General features: G+C 59.7%; 15 protein-coding genes. 8 read left to right on the forward strand and 7 right to left on the reverse strand.

Translation table 11 applies throughout. The features are described from left to right. Positions 1–169: 169 nt before the first annotated feature. On the reverse strand, positions 170–706 hold the full coding sequence (locus AAF358_04270; protein ID MEM7704742.1) for a VOC family protein: 537 nt from the start codon (positions 704–706) through the stop codon (positions 170–172). A gap of 114 nt (positions 707–820) precedes the next feature. Here AAF358_04270 and AAF358_04275 point away from each other — a divergent pair, with 114 nt between their 5' ends. Beyond that, entirely contained in the window at positions 821–1,309 is a 489-nt protein-coding gene (locus AAF358_04275; protein MEM7704743.1) for a MarR family transcriptional regulator, read from the forward strand. Between the two features lie 374 nt (positions 1,310–1,683). Here AAF358_04275 and AAF358_04280 read toward each other — a convergent pair whose 3' ends face one another. Both AAF358_04280 and AAF358_04285 read right to left on the reverse strand, forming a co-directional pair. After that, positions 1,684–2,541 (reverse strand): hypothetical protein, encoded by an 858-nt coding sequence (locus AAF358_04280; GenBank protein MEM7704744.1) that lies wholly within the window; start codon positions 2,539–2,541, stop codon positions 1,684–1,686. A gap of 163 nt (positions 2,542–2,704) precedes the next feature. Further along, positions 2,705–3,109: a VOC family protein gene (locus AAF358_04285; protein ID MEM7704745.1), complete on the reverse strand. Its 405-nt coding sequence runs from the start codon at positions 3,107–3,109 to the stop codon at positions 2,705–2,707. 121 nt (positions 3,110–3,230) lie between these two features. Between AAF358_04285 and AAF358_04290 the strand changes: the two genes are divergently transcribed. The 4 genes from AAF358_04290 (at position 3,231) to AAF358_04305 (ending at position 6,139) form a co-directional block, all read left to right on the forward strand. After that, on the forward strand, positions 3,231–4,253 hold the full coding sequence (locus AAF358_04290) for an AraC family transcriptional regulator ligand-binding domain-containing protein (GenBank protein MEM7704746.1): 1,023 nt from the start codon (positions 3,231–3,233) through the stop codon (positions 4,251–4,253). Between the two features lie 157 nt (positions 4,254–4,410). Further along, positions 4,411–5,220 carry an NAD(P)H-binding protein gene (locus tag AAF358_04295; GenBank protein ID MEM7704747.1) on the forward strand — a complete coding sequence of 270 codons (810 nt, stop codon included), beginning with the start codon at positions 4,411–4,413 and terminating at the stop codon, positions 5,218–5,220. Then, positions 5,217–5,648, forward strand: a complete 432-nt coding sequence (locus AAF358_04300) for a DUF4345 domain-containing protein (protein ID MEM7704748.1) — start codon at positions 5,217–5,219, stop codon at positions 5,646–5,648. The genes AAF358_04295 and AAF358_04300 overlap by 4 nt, the downstream gene beginning before the upstream one ends. Beyond that, on the forward strand, positions 5,648–6,139 hold the full coding sequence (locus AAF358_04305) for an anthrone oxygenase family protein (protein ID MEM7704749.1): 492 nt from the start codon (positions 5,648–5,650) through the stop codon (positions 6,137–6,139). Before AAF358_04300 ends, AAF358_04305 begins: the two co-directional genes overlap by 1 nt. Positions 6,140–6,211: 72 nt before the next feature. On the opposite strand, the gene AAF358_04310 is transcribed toward AAF358_04305, so the two are convergent. Both AAF358_04310 and AAF358_04315 read right to left on the reverse strand, forming a co-directional pair. Beyond that, positions 6,212–6,985 (reverse strand): SDR family oxidoreductase, encoded by a 774-nt coding sequence (locus tag AAF358_04310; GenBank protein MEM7704750.1) that lies wholly within the window; start codon positions 6,983–6,985, stop codon positions 6,212–6,214. 63 nt (positions 6,986–7,048) lie between these two features. Beyond that, entirely contained in the window at positions 7,049–7,603 is a 555-nt protein-coding gene (locus AAF358_04315; GenBank protein MEM7704751.1) for a TetR/AcrR family transcriptional regulator, read from the reverse strand. A 200-nt stretch (positions 7,604–7,803) separates the two neighbouring features. Between AAF358_04315 and AAF358_04320 the strand changes: the two genes are divergently transcribed. Next, positions 7,804–9,771, forward strand: coding sequence for a M64 family metallopeptidase (locus AAF358_04320; GenBank protein ID MEM7704752.1), 1,968 nt, complete (start codon positions 7,804–7,806; stop codon positions 9,769–9,771). A 12-nt stretch (positions 9,772–9,783) separates the two neighbouring features. Here AAF358_04320 and AAF358_04325 read toward each other — a convergent pair whose 3' ends face one another. Continuing rightward, positions 9,784–11,400: an AMP-binding protein gene (locus AAF358_04325; protein MEM7704753.1), complete on the reverse strand. Its 1,617-nt coding sequence runs from the start codon at positions 11,398–11,400 to the stop codon at positions 9,784–9,786. An 89-nt stretch (positions 11,401–11,489) separates the two neighbouring features. Then, positions 11,490–12,347 carry an alpha/beta hydrolase gene (locus tag AAF358_04330; GenBank protein MEM7704754.1) on the reverse strand — a complete coding sequence of 286 codons (858 nt, stop codon included), beginning with the start codon at positions 12,345–12,347 and terminating at the stop codon, positions 11,490–11,492. 262 nt (positions 12,348–12,609) lie between these two features. On the opposite strand from AAF358_04330, the gene AAF358_04335 reads away from it, so the two are divergent. Together AAF358_04335 and AAF358_04340 are read left to right on the forward strand one after the other, a co-directional pair. Then, complete coding sequence (locus tag AAF358_04335) at positions 12,610–13,302, forward strand: HAD-IA family hydrolase (GenBank protein ID MEM7704755.1); 693 nt, start codon at positions 12,610–12,612, stop codon at positions 13,300–13,302. 102 nt (positions 13,303–13,404) lie between these two features. Further along, positions 13,405–14,715, forward strand: a complete 1,311-nt coding sequence (locus AAF358_04340; protein MEM7704756.1) for an MFS transporter — start codon at positions 13,405–13,407, stop codon at positions 14,713–14,715. Positions 14,716–14,722 lie beyond the last annotated feature (7 nt).

Here is a 14,722-nt window from a genome sequence, read left to right on the forward strand (position 1 = left end):
TGGACGAGGCCGCTTTTTTCAGCGCGGCGCCATGCGCAGCGCTGAGCGCCTGGCTCAAAGTCTTGCGACCACCAACGCAGCCGGGTAGCGGCAGGCAAAGATTGCACGCCAGGTCGCCCAAATCCTGACGCGCGGATACCAACCGCTGTCGAGCATCGACCTTCTCCCGTCAGCCGGCGAATTCTTCCGCGTGGAGAAAGGCCGCCTGCCGCACAGGCGCTTTACTCTTATCCCACTCCTCCAGCATGCCCGGCGCCAGTGCGTGCAGTTTTTTCATGACGCCCGGTTTGATCGTGTCAGCGGCGAGTTCAACCCGATGCCCATTGGGATCGAAAAAATAGATCGACTGGAAAATCTCGTGATTCACCGGCCCGAGCACTTCGACACCGTTGGCTTCGAGCTTGGTTTTGGCCTTCTCCAGCGCTTCAACGTCGGCGACCTTCAGCGCCAGATGCTGCACCCATTCCGGTGTGTTGGGATCTCTCCCCATCGGCGGCAGCGTGGGCGTTTCGAAGAACGCGAGGATATTGCCGTTCCCCGCGTCCAGAAAAACGTGCATGTAAGGGTTCGGCGCTTTGGTGGAGGGAACGTGTTCTTCCGAGATGGCGAGCACAAAACCCATCTCCAGGTTATCGCGATACCACTCCACGGTTTCCTTGGCGCTATTGCACCGATAGGCCACATGGTGAATACGTTCGACGATCATGACGAAAGCTCCTGAGCTTGGCACGAGTATTAGTAACATCTGTTACTATAAGTTGTCAAAGCAATCTTTTTCCCTCTAAGCCCAAGTTGGAACGTCAAAAGATATTGTTGGATTATGGTCACCAAAGTGATCAACCCGACCGACCCAATGACTGACTCAACGCTCAACCTACAGACGTTTTTTCCCTACCGCCTGTCGATCCTTTACGACGAAATTAGCCAATCGGTGGCCCAGGTTTACGCCAAACGCTACCAGCTCACGCGACCACAATGGCGGGTACTGGCGACGCTTGGCAACAGCGAACCCCTGTCAGCCAAAGTGATTGCCAGCCAGACGCGGCTGGAGAAAATGCAGGTCAGCCGAGCCGTCGAGCAGCTCAACCAGAAGGGGCTGATCGACAAGCAGTCGGACGAGAGCGATAAACGTCACCTGAGGCTGGCGCTGACCAGCCGGGGATTACGGCTGTATCAAGAGATTGTGCCACTCGTGCTAGCCCGCGAGTCGTTTCTGCTCTCCGCGCTGTCGGCGAAACAGCAGGAAGAGTTTCAGGAAATGATGGAACAGCTCCGGGAAAAATCGTTAGAGCTGAAGAGCTATGGCTAGGGGAAACAGACGCTCACGACCGCCGGGCGAACGCTAAGATGGGTCAACGTCTCCACACAGGGCGCAGCGGCGGCCCCGCCAAAAATAGACTGCTCTGATACCTGCGAAAAGGACAACGGTTACCGCGGCCCAGCCAACGCCGTCAATTGCCGCGGATGCTGGTGGCAACCCGTCGATTAGGTTCTTCCCGAGCAGCAAGACTGACAGCAAGGGAAACACGATTGCGTATTGATACAACCAGGTTTTCAGGGGCCAGCTTGCTGTGCTCATAACGGGACGACTTGGCGGGAGGCTCTCTTCCTAGACGCAGATCCTGCGAAGTTGTCTCGTTCACCGTGTGCCTAGACGTAGCCACACCCATGGATTGCGCGGCCTTACTCGAACCCGTCGCGAAAAAGTCCGTCCATCGGCATCACCTGAACATCGCCCAGCAGGATGTCCGTCCCGACCATGGCGGTCCCGATATCCAGCGGAGGATCAAGGCTGTATACCTCAGAGATGAGGGACAAGACGAGCTGGTCGCCATCCTGCGCCAAAAACTGGAACTGCCCAGTGCCCGGCGAGGCGATTGTGACATTGTTGAGGTTTGTTAGCAGAAACAGCGGTCCGACGGGATCGCCGCTCACCGAATCCACAGTTCTCCCTTCGATGCGCACCCCTTGTGCAGGCAGCGCCTGTGCGTCAATCACCAGATCGAGCTGGTATGGAACATCGACGTTTCCTAGCCCGTTGCAGTCCTCAATGCGGACAAACGCCAGCACGTTGGACGGAACGCCTATAAACGCGTCGCTGACCCCGGCGGGCGGCTGTGGCGATCCTGTGCAAGGATTGAATTCCTGGCTTGGGGCGAGCTCGGGATCGATCAAAATCCTTTCGCTGAAGACCTGTACGTTGAGCGCCAGCCCCGAGCCACCTTTGTTCGATGCCAGTTCAGTCGCGCTCAATCGGTAAGTTCCACGAGATGGAGGCCCAGTGCCCTGAAAGCGATTGGCCTTTATCGCAACCCAATCAATGTCGGTCGAGGTATGAAAGGTTCGGGTCTGACTCCAGATCCGCGGCGTCAGGACGACTTGGTCGTCCTCATTGATAACCGAAGCGCCAAGAGGTGAGTTGTCCGTCTCGAATTCGTCGGTCGCCATCGCCGGTAGCGAGAAGCCAAGGAACACAAAGATGCAGCCGATGAATCGAGCGAAGATACAAGCACCGTTTTTTATCTGCTGGCGCTCCTGCATGCTGAGAATCACCCCCCGCCAAAATACCAGCGTACCCGAATTGATTCCGGTGAGCGACGGCGGAGGACTTCACTCGTTGTGGCCTCCGTGATGGCTCACCGGAGCTTCAGCCTGCGACAGCAAGAAGATGCTTGACTAGGGCGTGCCAACCCAGGTCGACCATTCAGCCTTCTTTGTTCTTTTCGTCCCACAACTTAGGTTCCCAAAGCTCAATCTTGTTGCCCTCTGGGTCCATCACCCAGAGGAAACGACCGTTTTCATGGGACTCAGGACCTTTCACGATCTCTACCCCGCCCGCCTCGAGCTGGTGCAGCATGCCGTCCATATCGTCGATTCGATAGTTGATCATGAAGCTGGCCTGGCTCGGCGCAAACCAGTCGGAGTCCGGGGCGGCGGTACACCACACGGTGAGCCCACCGTCCTCCGCCGTGTCGTCACGCCACTCAAGCGCCGCGTGGCCATACTCCTCAAGTTGCAGACCCAAATGCTCGGCATACCATTCGCTCAGCGCCTTGCTGTCTTTGGTCGACTGAATGAACACGCCGCCTATTCCCGTGATCTTTGCCATTGTCCGACTCTCTTAGGTTTAGTCACTGCCAGCCCTCATCTTACTCCGACCCGCTCAGTTCATCGCTCGTCGAACAGGCCATCGCCTGGGATTTGCGGCGAACCACACATAGGATAAGGCGATGGGCCTGATCTCTTCGTTGTTTGTCCACAAGGTGATTGCTGCGGCCACGGCCGTTGAACCTCCCGACAGCGCGCGACGTATTCAACTGTTTGAATCGGTTGCGGTTGATCCAGCATTGCCGATCGATCCCAAGGTGATGGTGGACGACACGGCCTACTATGCGCTGTGCGAAAGGGCGGTTCGGGAGGACCCCGAAGGATCTTCGTTATCCCTGCGTGTTGGTGGCTCCATGCGCTGCGACGATTACGGGGCATTCGGATTGGCGTGGAAAACGGCGCTGACGCTTCGAGGATCCTACGCACGGGCAGAACGTTACGGGCTGGTGTTAACGAGCGTATCGACCTACGATCTTCGGGCCAGGGACGGACGTAACTTCATGACGCTGCATCGAAGTGGCGAACGCGAGCTGGGGCTGCGGATCTCCAACGAGCAGACGATCGCCGCGATTGCACAGATCAGTCGTGAGGTTGCACAGGAGCGCTTCGTACCCGAAGAAGTCTGGTTTATTCACGACGCGCCCCGCGACACCTCGGCTCATAAAGCCTTCTTTGGTTGCCCCGTACGATTTTCGATGGACCGGGACGCACTGTTGGTCAGTGACGAGACCCTAGACGCGCCGAACCAGCTTGGTGACGCCGGCGTTTCGAAATTTCTTGAGGCCCATCTCAACCAGGAACTCGCTGATCTGCCCGCGAATGAAGCGCTGGGTCAGCGTGTATTGAATCAGATTGCCGAGTCGCTGAGTGAAGGACTACCGGCAATCAACGATGTCGCGAAGGCGCTGGGCATGAGCGGAAGGACGCTTCAGCGTAGGCTGGCGCGGGACGGTCACACCTTTCAACAGCTTGTGACCACCGCTAGACGAGACCTTTCTCGGCGCCTGCTCCGTGATTCCAGCTATTCACTGGTTGAGGTCGCGTTCCTGACGGGATTTTCTGAGCAAAGTGCCTTCAACCGGGCTTTTAAGCGGTGGTCCGGACAAACGCCCCGCTCGTTTCGACTGAGCGCCGGCGCGGCCTGACCCGGAACGCCGCTCGTGGCGCGCACGGTCAAAACTCTGTCGTCAGGCGTCAATCCTTTCGATTGACCGACTGCCATCCTGAAGCCTCATTAATCAACGGCTTGAGTGCTTCACTATGAAACCCACAGAAAAAGTAACCCAAACGGCGGAAATTTTGGTGATCGGAGCGACCGGCAAGACCGGCTCACGAATCGTCAACAACCTAAAGCGACGTGGATTGCGGGTGCGGAGCGGTTCACGTTCTGCAACCCCGCCCTTCGATTGGCAAAACCCGTCAGGCTGGGAAGCTTGCCTCAGCGGCGTAAGCGCCATCTTCATCAGCTATGCGCCAGATCTGGCGGTACCCGGGGCAAGAGATGCCATCGTTGAGCTGATGAGAGCAGCGCGGGCGCAGTGCGTGCAGCGCGTCGTGATCCTGTCAGGTCGCGGTGAGCCCGAGGCACAGGCCTGCGAAAAGATTGTGATGAAGAGCGGCCTTGAGTGGACGGTCGTCAGGGCAAGCTGGTTCAATCAAAATTTCTCCGAAGGCGCTTTTATGGAGATGGTGAACGCTGGCGTTATCCAGGTGCCCGCCGGCAAGATCGGCGAGCCATTTGTTGACGTCGACGACATCGCAGAAGTGGCCACAGTGGCGCTGACCGAGCCCGGTCACAATGGACAGGTTTACGAGGTCACCGGCCCACGATTGCTGACGTTCGGCGACATTGCCGAAGAGTTATCTCGCGCGACCGGTCGCTCGATAGCGTTCACAGAGATTCCTCATGAAACGTTTGTTCGCGGTGTTGCCGAGTCGGGTGCGCCGGAGGTGGTGGTCTGGATGATGGACTACCTGTTCTCGGTGGTACTCGATGGGCGGAATGCCAGCCTTACCGACGGCGTTGAGCGTGCGCTGGGACGGCAACCCAAAGATTTTTCTGCGTATGCGCGCGAGGTCGCCGCTTCGGGTCAGTGGGGAGCAGCGGCATGAGTTTTCGAACGGCGAGATTGATCTCGGGGTTTTCGGGCGCGGTGCTTTTGGCGATAGGAGCGGCGCTGGTCTTTGAGCCGCTGGGCTTTGCGGCCAGCAACGGCGTGGTGCTGCCCAATGACGTCAGCGTCCTGTCTGAATACCGCGCGCCGGGTGGTCTGCTTGTTGTGGTCGGCCTGCTGATGCTGGTGAGCGCTTTCTCGCGCAGACATCTGGCGACCGGATTGTGGGCCGGCGCTCTGGTTTATTGCTCTTATGGCGGCGCAAGATTGCTGGGTTACGTCATCGACGGCGCACCCTCGTCAACGCTGGTTCAGGCGATGGTGGTTGAATGGGTGATCGGATTGGCGTGCCTCGCGGCGGCAGCGGGACTGGCACATGCGAGTTACTCCGGTTTGCCCGTAGAGGCGGTACGCGAGGGAAATTAATGATGAATTGGTTGTTTTACGGAAGTCTGTGGATGGGGTTTGTCAGCGCCCTGGTTGCTGGTGTGTTTCTGAGTTTCTCGGATTTCATCATGCGAGGTCTGGGGCAAGCTGAAGGCGGCGCCGGCGCTGACGCCATGCGTCAGATCAACCGCACGGTACTGCGTTCCGTGTTTCTGACCTCGTTTCTCTCGCTGGTTCCGCTTTCGGTGGCGTTCGGCTGGTATTCAGCAACCCATGGGGCGGGCCTTGGTCGCTACTACGCTGTCACCGCCTGTGTGATCTATGTTGCCACCGTATTTCTGACGACGATCGCCGCCAACGTGCCGATGAACCAGCGACTTGACGGCATGGAGCCACAGGACTTGTCAGCCCAAACGTATTGGCATCACTACCGGAAGGTCTGGACTCGCTGGAACCACCTGCGAACGGTCGGCGCTATCCTCAGCTCCGCGCTGTTCTTGCTGGCGGCAGGAGCGTTTGCCGGCGGGTAAGTTGCCGCGCCATGCAAAGTAACCGGTTCGGCGCCGAGTGGCGCCCAACCGTCACTCACCTCGAAGGCCAGTTTAGTTGCGACCGGCCATCACGCCGCCATCCACATCGAGCACCGTTCCGGTGACCCAGCCCGCATCATCCGACAGCAGGTAATCGATCGCGCTGGCCACGTCGTCAGGCTTGCCGATGCGGCCGATCGGGTGAAAGTCATTGAACCCGGCCAGCGCTTCATCAACCTCAGCCGGGTCGATAAAGGTTTCGTAAATGGGAGTGGCAACGACGGCTGGCGCCACCGCGTTCACGCGAATGCCCTGCTCACCCAGCTCCATAGCCAGGTGCTGTGTCAGTGAGTGCAGCCCTGCTTTGGCCATTGAATAGGCGGACGAAGGCGTGGCCTTCACCGCCTGCTTGGCCCACATTGAGCCGATGTTCACAATGGAACCGCCCCCGTTTTTCTGCATATTCCTGGCCACCGCCTGGGTAATAAAGTAGGTCGCCCTATTCAGGTTCAGGTAGCTGTCGTAGTCAGCCTCCGTGTGCTCCAGAAAGGGTTTTGGGTTGAAGGTCCCAGCGGCGTTGACGAGGTAGCCATAGGCCCGCGAATCAGCGTCAATCGATCCGATGAGTGCTGCCACGTCGGACTCTCGATATAAATCGGCTGTGATGGTTTCGACCTCACCAAGCGCGCTGAGCTCCGCTTTGGCTTGGCTCAGTCGATCGGCGTTCCGTCCAACGATGCGGACCGGAACACCTCGCTCGAGCAGCGCCCGGGCGCTGGCCTTGCCCATGCCGGTGGTGCCGCCAACGATCAAGGCAATTTTCTGTTCGGTGGTTTGATGGTTCATGGTTATGTCTCCTTGGTACAAAAGGTATCTATCGATAGATAGTTTAAGAAATCAAAAAAAGGGTCAGGCGATCAGCGATCGGGAAAGCGACCGAAAAGCCTGCAGCCTAGAGACCTTGCCGTCGACCCGATCAACCAGGGTGGCACCTTCCAGGCCAGCCATAAAAATGCCCGCGAGCTCCGTTGCGGAGAGTTGGCCACTAAGTTCCGAGGCGTGCGCCGCAAAGGTTGTCTCCAGCCAACTTTCAGAGATGCGGAAGAATGCGCGCAGCGCCTGCTTGGCCCCTTCCCCAAGGGAACTCACCTCCGCGGCCATCATGCCGCACAGGCAAATGTCATCCTGGGCGACGACTTCCGCGAACAGATCATGGAACCCGTCGAGTTTGCCCAGCAGTGTCTCGTTTTCCTGTTCGATTGCGTGCAGCGCCGCCTTAAAAGCCTCCGTGTAGGAGCGGATCACCGCCTCCGCCAGGTCGTCTTTGGTGCGAAAGTGATAGTGCACGCTCGAAGACTTGACGCCGACCTGGTCAGCCAGCGTTCGAAAGCTCACGCTCTTGAAGCCTTCGCGCTTGATCGCGCTGGTTGCGGCTTGCTCTATTTCGCTGCGTTTTGCTGACACGACATGTATCCCCTGAGTTCGAAATGAAGTCTATCTACTGATAGATACCTTGTCAATCAAATGCTCTTTCCTAATGCATCCGCTGCCGAAGGGCCCAGGAGGTTGGCGACATGGACGATTCATCAAGCGCACCGGTTTGCACCCTATGCCAGGCATCAACCCGCCTGGCGCTTCTACGAAGGCTCGGGTAGTCTCCACCCATGGTCCTGAGAGTTTCCGCGTCGGTTTTGATCCGCCGTGTTTTTGCTGCTGCTTTGCTGTTTGCCGGTCTCGCCGGTACCGAGGCAAATGCCGCTCCCACCCACTACATCTTTCTTGAGGTCGACAACAGCCCGACTCGCCAGGACGCACCGACCGTCGCCTTTTACCAGCTGCTGGACTTGCCGGCGCGTCCCGCGCGCAGCCTGCCGGCCCGACGCTGGCGAAACGTGCTGACGGCAGTTGATCGCGACGGGCAGACCGTTGCCGTGGAGTCCACCGCCGTTCACCACTCGCCGGCCTCGACAACCGCGATTCTGCTCAGAATTCCTGAGGCCGCGCAGGATGTGCACGTTCAGCATTGGGACGCTGCCGGAACGCGCCGGGGAAGCTGGTCGCTGCAGGAACTCATCGACGGCGCCAAACGCACCGTGCCCATGGCCAAAGGCAGCCCGGCGATCGACGAGGCGCCGCTGAACCGCGTGAATCTGCTTATGCTTAGTGAGGGTTATCAGGCGAGCGAGGAGGCCAAATTTGAAGCGGATGTCGCCCGAGCCTTGGAGGGATTTCTATCGATTGAGCCGTATCGCTCATACCGGTCGTTTCTGACGATCGAATCCTACTTTGTAGCCTCCGCCGAATCGGGCGCTGATCATCCGGGGTGTTTTGACACTGACCCACTGGCGCCGCTGGCCGTGGACACGGCGTTTGACGCCACGTTCTGTACCGCCGGCTTTGACCGCCTGCTGACGGTGAACGACGCGGCCGTGGCCCAGGCTGCAGCCGGGGCGCCGTTCTTCTGGGATCGTGCGGTGGTTGTGGTCAACGACAGTCGGTATGGCGGGTCGGGCGGCTTTTTTCCCGTGATTTCGACTCATCCGCTGTCGCCCGAGCTGCTGATCCACGAGTGGGGGCACTCTTTTTCTCGGCTCACCGACGAATATGAAACGGAAGCGCAGGTTTTTCCCTGTAGCGACGAAGATCTATCGCTTCCGCCGTGCGAACCGAACGCGACGGACGTCGTGGACCGCGATCGGATCAAGTGGCGCAACTGGATTGAACCGACGACAGCGATTCCCACACCGCCCACCTTCGGCAATCGCGGCCTGGTCGGACTCTTTGAAGGCGCTCGCTACCAGTCGCGAGGCATGTACCGGCCGGTGAATCAGTGTGCGATGCGTGCGCTCGGACAGGAATTCTGCCCGGTCTGCGCGGAGACCTACGTGGCGACGCTTTACGACGGCGGTTGGGGCCTGCCGGCGGCAGGCGTCTCAGTCATTGAGCCGGGCACGGCGAACCCGACGAACGACATCCCGGTGGACACAACCGTCGGCGAAACTCTCACGCTCTCGGCTCAGCTGGTTGCGCCGGCGCACGGGGTTGAGACGCTGTGGAAGGTCGACGGGGTCCCCGCCACCGAACAGGCCATGCAAGCGGCGCCGACGGCGGGCGATCCACCGCTGGTCTCCAGCTTCGACTTTCGGCCCGGCGCGCGCGGTCGCTATGAGCTCACGCTCGAGGTCATCGACCGCTCACCGTTTCTGGCTGGCGCGCTCAACGCCCCGCAGCGCCTGTTTCGTCAGCAGTGGATCGTCGAGGCAGGCGGGCTTGCGATATCCGGGCTTTGGTTCGACCCGGCCAGCGAAGGTGACGGGTTCAACGTCATTCAGACCGACGATACGCTCACGGTCTTCTACTTCGGCTATGACGCAAACGGCCAGCGGCTCTGGCTGGTTAGCGAAAGCACCGCTGAGCCCGTCGACCCTGGCGTGCCGCTGACGCTCGACATGCTTTCCGCCGGCTCGGGTAGCTTCCAGCAGCCTGGAGCGCCCGAGTCCCTGGTGAGCTGGGGTTCGCTGACCCTCGAGTTCACCGACTGCGGCCAGGCGACGTTCGGGCTCGACGGCGCGGACGGCCAAAAAACCTTTCAGGCCGTCCGCCTGGCGTCGGTGCCGCCGGCCGAGTGCTGAAGCAAAGCTCCGTCATCCCTTGACCCGATCTCGCAGAGCAAACTTCTGCACCTTGCCGGTAGAAGTCTTGGGAAGCTCACCGAAGACAAACCGCCGAGGGGTCTTAAAGCCGGCCAGTCGCTCGCGGCAGTGCGCGACCAGCTCTTCTTCTGTCGCGGTAGCACCGGCCGCCAGCTCGACGAACGCGCAGGGCGTTTCGCCCCACTTCTCGTGCGGCGCAGCCACAACCGCTGCCAGACTGACCGCCGGGTGGTCGTAGAGCACCGACTCCACCTCGATCGAGGAGATGTTTTCTCCGCCGGAAATAATGATGTCTTTGAGGCGATCCCGGATCTCCACGTAGCCATCGGCGTGCCAGACCGCCAGATCACCGGAATGAAAGTGGCCGCCGGCAAACGCCTCTTCGGTAGCCGACGGGTTCTTTAGATAACCTTTCATCACAACGTTGCCGCGAAACATGATTTCGCCGATCGTTTCACCGTCTTTGGGCACGGGCTCCACCGTCTCTGAATGGCGAACGGAAAGCTCTTCCAGCACCAGGTAGTTGACCCCCTGGCGGGCGCGCATGACCGCCTGCTCACCCTGGGGCAGCTCATCCCAGGGCGCCTGCCAAGCACATACAGCGGTAGGGCCGTAAACCTCGGTCAAGCCGTAGACGTGCGTAACGTCCACGCCGACCTTCGCCGCCCGCGCCAGCACGGCCGCTGGAGGTGCGGCGCCGGCGGTGGTCATGGCCAGTTCGGGCGCGAAGGTCACGTCCGTTTGCTCGGCCTCGGTCACAATCATATTCAGAACGATCGGAGCACCGGACAGATGGGTCACCTGATGCTGTTGAATCGCCCGCAAGATGGCCTTGGGTTCGGGGGCACGCAGGCAGACGTTGACGCCGGCATAGGCCGCCACCGTCCAGGGAAAACACCAGCCGTTGCAGTGAAACAGCGGCAGCGTCCAGAGGTAGACCGGGTGTTTCGCGAGATTCCACTCGAGCCCGTTGCCGAGCGCATTCAGATAGGCTCCACGATGGTGATAGAGCACCCCCTTTGGATTCCCCGTTGTTCCAGAGGTGTAGTTCAGGGCGATGGAGTCCCATTCATCGTCAGGCATCTGCAGCGGCTCAGCGGCGCTGCCCGAGGCGATAAAGTCCTCGTAGGAGATCGAGCCGCTTGCCGGCGCGTCAGGGTAGGCCGGGTCGGCGATATCGATGATGAGCGGCTTGACCTCAGCCAGGGCCAGCGCCTCGGCCGCCAGCTCCGCCAGCGCCGCATCGATCAGAAAAACTTTCGCTTCCCCGTGATCGAGAATAAAGGCGACGGCCGCCGCGTCGAGCCGCGTGTTGATCATATTGAGAACGGCACCTGCCCCCGGAACTCCGAAGGCCAGCTCAACCGACGCAGGAATGTTCTGCGCGAGCACCGCCACCGTGTCGTCTTTTCCGACGCCACGCTGCAGAATGGCGCTCGCCAAAGCGCAGCATCGAGTATGCGTGTCACCCCAGGTTTGCCGGTGATCGCCAAAGGCGATGGCGCAGCGATCCGGATAAACGTGCGCGGTCCGCTTGAGTAACGAAATGGGAGAGAGCGGTACATAGTTGGCGTCGCGTGCCGCCAAGCCTGCCTGTGGGTCGCTCATTTGCCGAGTTCCTCGATCAATCGCCAAGACCGTTCGACTATACCCCGCAGTGCAGTCTGACCCACAGAATTCCCGCGAGCCGGAAAGAGTCAGTCCACGGTAGACCGTATCCAGTCGATGACCGAGGTAAACGAGCCTCCGATATTGTTGTGCCCTAACCCGGAAAACAGAATGTAGTCGTAGTCGTTTCCCTGATCCATCAGCTGCTCGAGGCGCCGGATCGACAAATCCGTCGGTACGCTGCCGTCCTGCGCTCCAAAAATCCAAAGGCCGGGAATTTTCAATCGGGACAGGCTTTCTGACGGGTCGGTGTCCTCGCCGAGGAATGCCGGCCAGACATACGGCCGCGACCTGGCGTTCAATGCCTCATCAAAGCTGGGCGCCCGCGTCGCATCAAGATCGGCGGTGTACTTGCTGAAGATGTCCTCTTCGCTGACCTTGCAAACCGGGCCGCTCCACAGCACCAGGAAATCCAGCTGCGGCAGGTCCAGGGCCGCCGGCGGCACGATCCACCCGGCCTGACTGATTCCGGTCAGCCCCAGCGGAACCCCTTGCAGCCTGGGGTGCTCACTCAGCGCAATTACCGCGGCCACGGCATCAGCCGTCAGTAGAGCAAGGTTCTTTTCGCTGACGGGCTGCTTGCCCTCAAATTCGCCGCCCGATTCCCCGACGCCGCGCTTGTCGTAGACCAAGGCCGCCACCCCTTCGCCGGCAAACAGCCGGGCCAGTTCCAGGCTTCGGGGCTGTTTGCCAGAACCGTGGACAAATACCACTGCAGCAAGGACCTCATTGCCCTCCGGGAAAACGATGGAGCCGGCCAGCTCAGCGCCGTGACTCTCGAAGACAACCTGCTCCTCGATAACCACCTCGGCAGTGGCGGCGGCCAAAGACACGACGGAAAGGACCACAAGGGCGATCCAGGCACGGAGTTGTTCGAATAGGTTCATGGATACGGTGCTCTACGTTTTAGGCCCGGGAGCATAACCGCTGCCGGTTCTAAGAACGCCTGTTCACCCGGCAAACCGCAAACAGCGCAACCTCGCGATAATCGAAACAAGCGGTTCTGCGGAGCGCCGAGAATCAGTAAACTAAACACTCAAACGTCCGTTGTGTTACGGCAGCGGTGCCCCCGATGCACTGTCTCAACAGCGTCTTGATGGGTTCTTCAGATTTGAGCGCGTACCGTATTGGGTTTTGTAAGTCTCAGAGATGAAGCCAAAAGCACTCTTTCTGGGCGCCATCGGCGTCCTCGCTGAAACCTCTGATATCCAGCGCCGCGCCTACAACCAGGCGCTCGCCGAAGCGGGCTTGACGTGGCATTGGGACCGCGAAACCTACCGGGAGCTACTGAGCCATCCCGGCGGCATCGACCGTCTGCGACGGCTGAACGACAGCCATGATGCCGCCCTGTCTGAGAAGACGATTCATATCATTCACGCGCGAAAGACCGAGCTCGCTTGCGAACAGATCATTTCTCAAGGGATCCCGCTGCGCCCCGGCGTCGCCGACACGATTAGCAAGGCGCTCAACGCTGGGATAAAGGTAGCGCTCGTAACCACCACCCAGCGCGCTAACGTTGAGGCTGTCGCTGCGGCAGCTGGCCCCGCCCTGAGGTTTGACCAATTTTCGGCCGTCTTGACACGAGAGGACTGCGAGTGGCCAAAACCATCGCCCGAAGTTTACCGAATTGCGCTCAACCGGCTGGACATTCCGCCCGAGGCCGCGATCGCAGTTGAAGACCGAGCGGCTTCCGTCGCCGCCGCCAAAGCGGCAGGCCTCTACACCGTGGCAACTCCGGGGGCATTTACCGCGGGCCAGGACTTCACCGAAGCCGACCAGGTTCTGGTAAACCTAAACAGCCTGGCGTTGTCCGGCAAAAAGCCCATCATCGAGAGAGCCTAACTGCCAAACCTGCCAGCGGTTGTCGAAGATCCTGCTGGATACTGCTACAGTCCGGTGCCGCCTCACCGGGGCGCCAATAGTCAACCATAGCCGAAAGCGGCCATGCCAAGCGCCAATACTGAGCAAGAACACAATCTGTTCGATGGCAAACCCGTCTCTGCTCTGCAAATGATGGTGTTCTCGGTGTGTTTCTTGATGAATGCGCTCGACGGCATGGACGTGCTGGTGGTTTCCTACGCAGCGCCCCTGCTGGCTAGCGACTGGTCTATTCCACCCGAAACCCTTGGCTTGATATTCAGCGCGGGGCTCGTGGGCATGACGATTGGAGCGATGTTCATAGCCCCTGCCGCGGACCGAATCGGCAGAAGGCGGATGATCCTAGGGGCGGTCATCCTGACCGGCATTGGTGTGACCGCTACGGCTGCGGCAGAGTCGTTGACCGCGTTGCTTACGCTGAGGCTCATCAGTGGCCTCGGGATCGGCGCTATGTTGGCAAGCGTAGCGACCATGACCGCCGAGTTTGCCCCTGATCGGCGACGCAATCTCATCATGGGCATTGTGTTGGCCGGTTATCCGATTGGCGCATCTTTGTTCGGTTTTGCCGCCGCGGACCTGCTCCCTGTCTACGGCTGGCGGGCCAGCTTTCTTACCGCTGGAATCATCACCCTGGCTACTGTCCCGCTCGTCTTGGTTGCGCTCCCCGAATCACCCACTTTTTTGCTCCGAGTCCGCCCGACCGGAGCGCTTGAACGTCTGAATAACATTTTGCGGCGGCTCGAAATTGAACCGTTCAAGAAACTTCCCGCGATCGAAGCTGCAACGCCGGCAAGCGGTGTCAGTCACCTCTTCCTCGCCGGGCTGGGCCGTGAGACGATAATTCTCTGGCTGGCGTTTTTTATGAACTTTGCCGCCTTATATTTTCTCCTCAGCTGGATTCCGAAACTTGCATCAAGCGCCGGACTGCCGTTGGAAATGGCAATCTACGCAGGCACCGTATTCAACGTTGGGTCGGTCATCGGGATCGCCTCCTGTGGGCTGCTGTCTCAGTGGCTGGGCCTCAAACGAACCATCGCTCTTTTCTTGCTGGTAACCGCAGTGTTGATGGGCCTATTCGGCTTTGCTGCAGGGTCTCTGCTAGTGCTTGTGCTTTTTGGCCTGATTGGGTTTTTCATGCAAGGAGGCTTTATCGGGCTCTATATGATCGCGACCCGAATGTATTCGACCGAGATCCGAACGACTGGTGTCGGTTGGGCGATCGGCGCCGGCCGTACCGGCGCGATTGCCGGACCATTGGTCGGTGGTTTATTGGTGGGCCTCGGAATGGCAATCGGCACAAACTTTCGTTGGTTTGCATTGACGCTGATCCTGGCTGCTGGCTTAACGCTTCTCCTGCGCTCACCGCGCATAGACTAGCGGCTTA

The organism is Pseudomonadota bacterium (genome assembly GCA_039033415.1).
Lineage (GTDB): Bacteria > Pseudomonadota > Gammaproteobacteria > Xanthomonadales > SZUA-38 > JANQOZ01.

Excerpts from the sequence above, each read along its gene's own strand:
- AAF358_04270 (MEM7704742.1), bottom strand. The coding sequence starts at position 706 with ATGATCGTCGAACGTATTCACCATGTGGCCTATCGGTGCAATAGCGCC.
- AAF358_04275 (MEM7704743.1), top strand. The coding sequence starts at position 821 with ATGGTCACCAAAGTGATCAACCCGACCGACCCAATGACTGACTCAACG.
- AAF358_04280 (MEM7704744.1), bottom strand. The coding sequence starts at position 2,541 with ATGCAGGAGCGCCAGCAGATAAAAAACGGTGCTTGTATCTTCGCTCGA.
- AAF358_04285 (MEM7704745.1), bottom strand. The coding sequence starts at position 3,109 with ATGGCAAAGATCACGGGAATAGGCGGCGTGTTCATTCAGTCGACCAAA.
- AAF358_04290 (MEM7704746.1), top strand. The coding sequence starts at position 3,231 with ATGGGCCTGATCTCTTCGTTGTTTGTCCACAAGGTGATTGCTGCGGCC.
- AAF358_04300 (MEM7704748.1), top strand. The coding sequence starts at position 5,217 with ATGAGTTTTCGAACGGCGAGATTGATCTCGGGGTTTTCGGGCGCGGTG.
- AAF358_04305 (MEM7704749.1), top strand. The coding sequence starts at position 5,648 with ATGATGAATTGGTTGTTTTACGGAAGTCTGTGGATGGGGTTTGTCAGC.
- AAF358_04310 (MEM7704750.1), bottom strand. The coding sequence starts at position 6,985 with ATGAACCATCAAACCACCGAACAGAAAATTGCCTTGATCGTTGGCGGC.
- AAF358_04320 (MEM7704752.1), top strand. The coding sequence starts at position 7,804 with ATGGTCCTGAGAGTTTCCGCGTCGGTTTTGATCCGCCGTGTTTTTGCT.
- AAF358_04325 (MEM7704753.1), bottom strand. The coding sequence starts at position 11,400 with ATGAGCGACCCACAGGCAGGCTTGGCGGCACGCGACGCCAACTATGTA.
- AAF358_04330 (MEM7704754.1), bottom strand. The coding sequence starts at position 12,347 with ATGAACCTATTCGAACAACTCCGTGCCTGGATCGCCCTTGTGGTCCTT.
- AAF358_04335 (MEM7704755.1), top strand. The coding sequence starts at position 12,610 with ATGAAGCCAAAAGCACTCTTTCTGGGCGCCATCGGCGTCCTCGCTGAA.
- AAF358_04340 (MEM7704756.1), top strand. The coding sequence starts at position 13,405 with ATGCCAAGCGCCAATACTGAGCAAGAACACAATCTGTTCGATGGCAAA.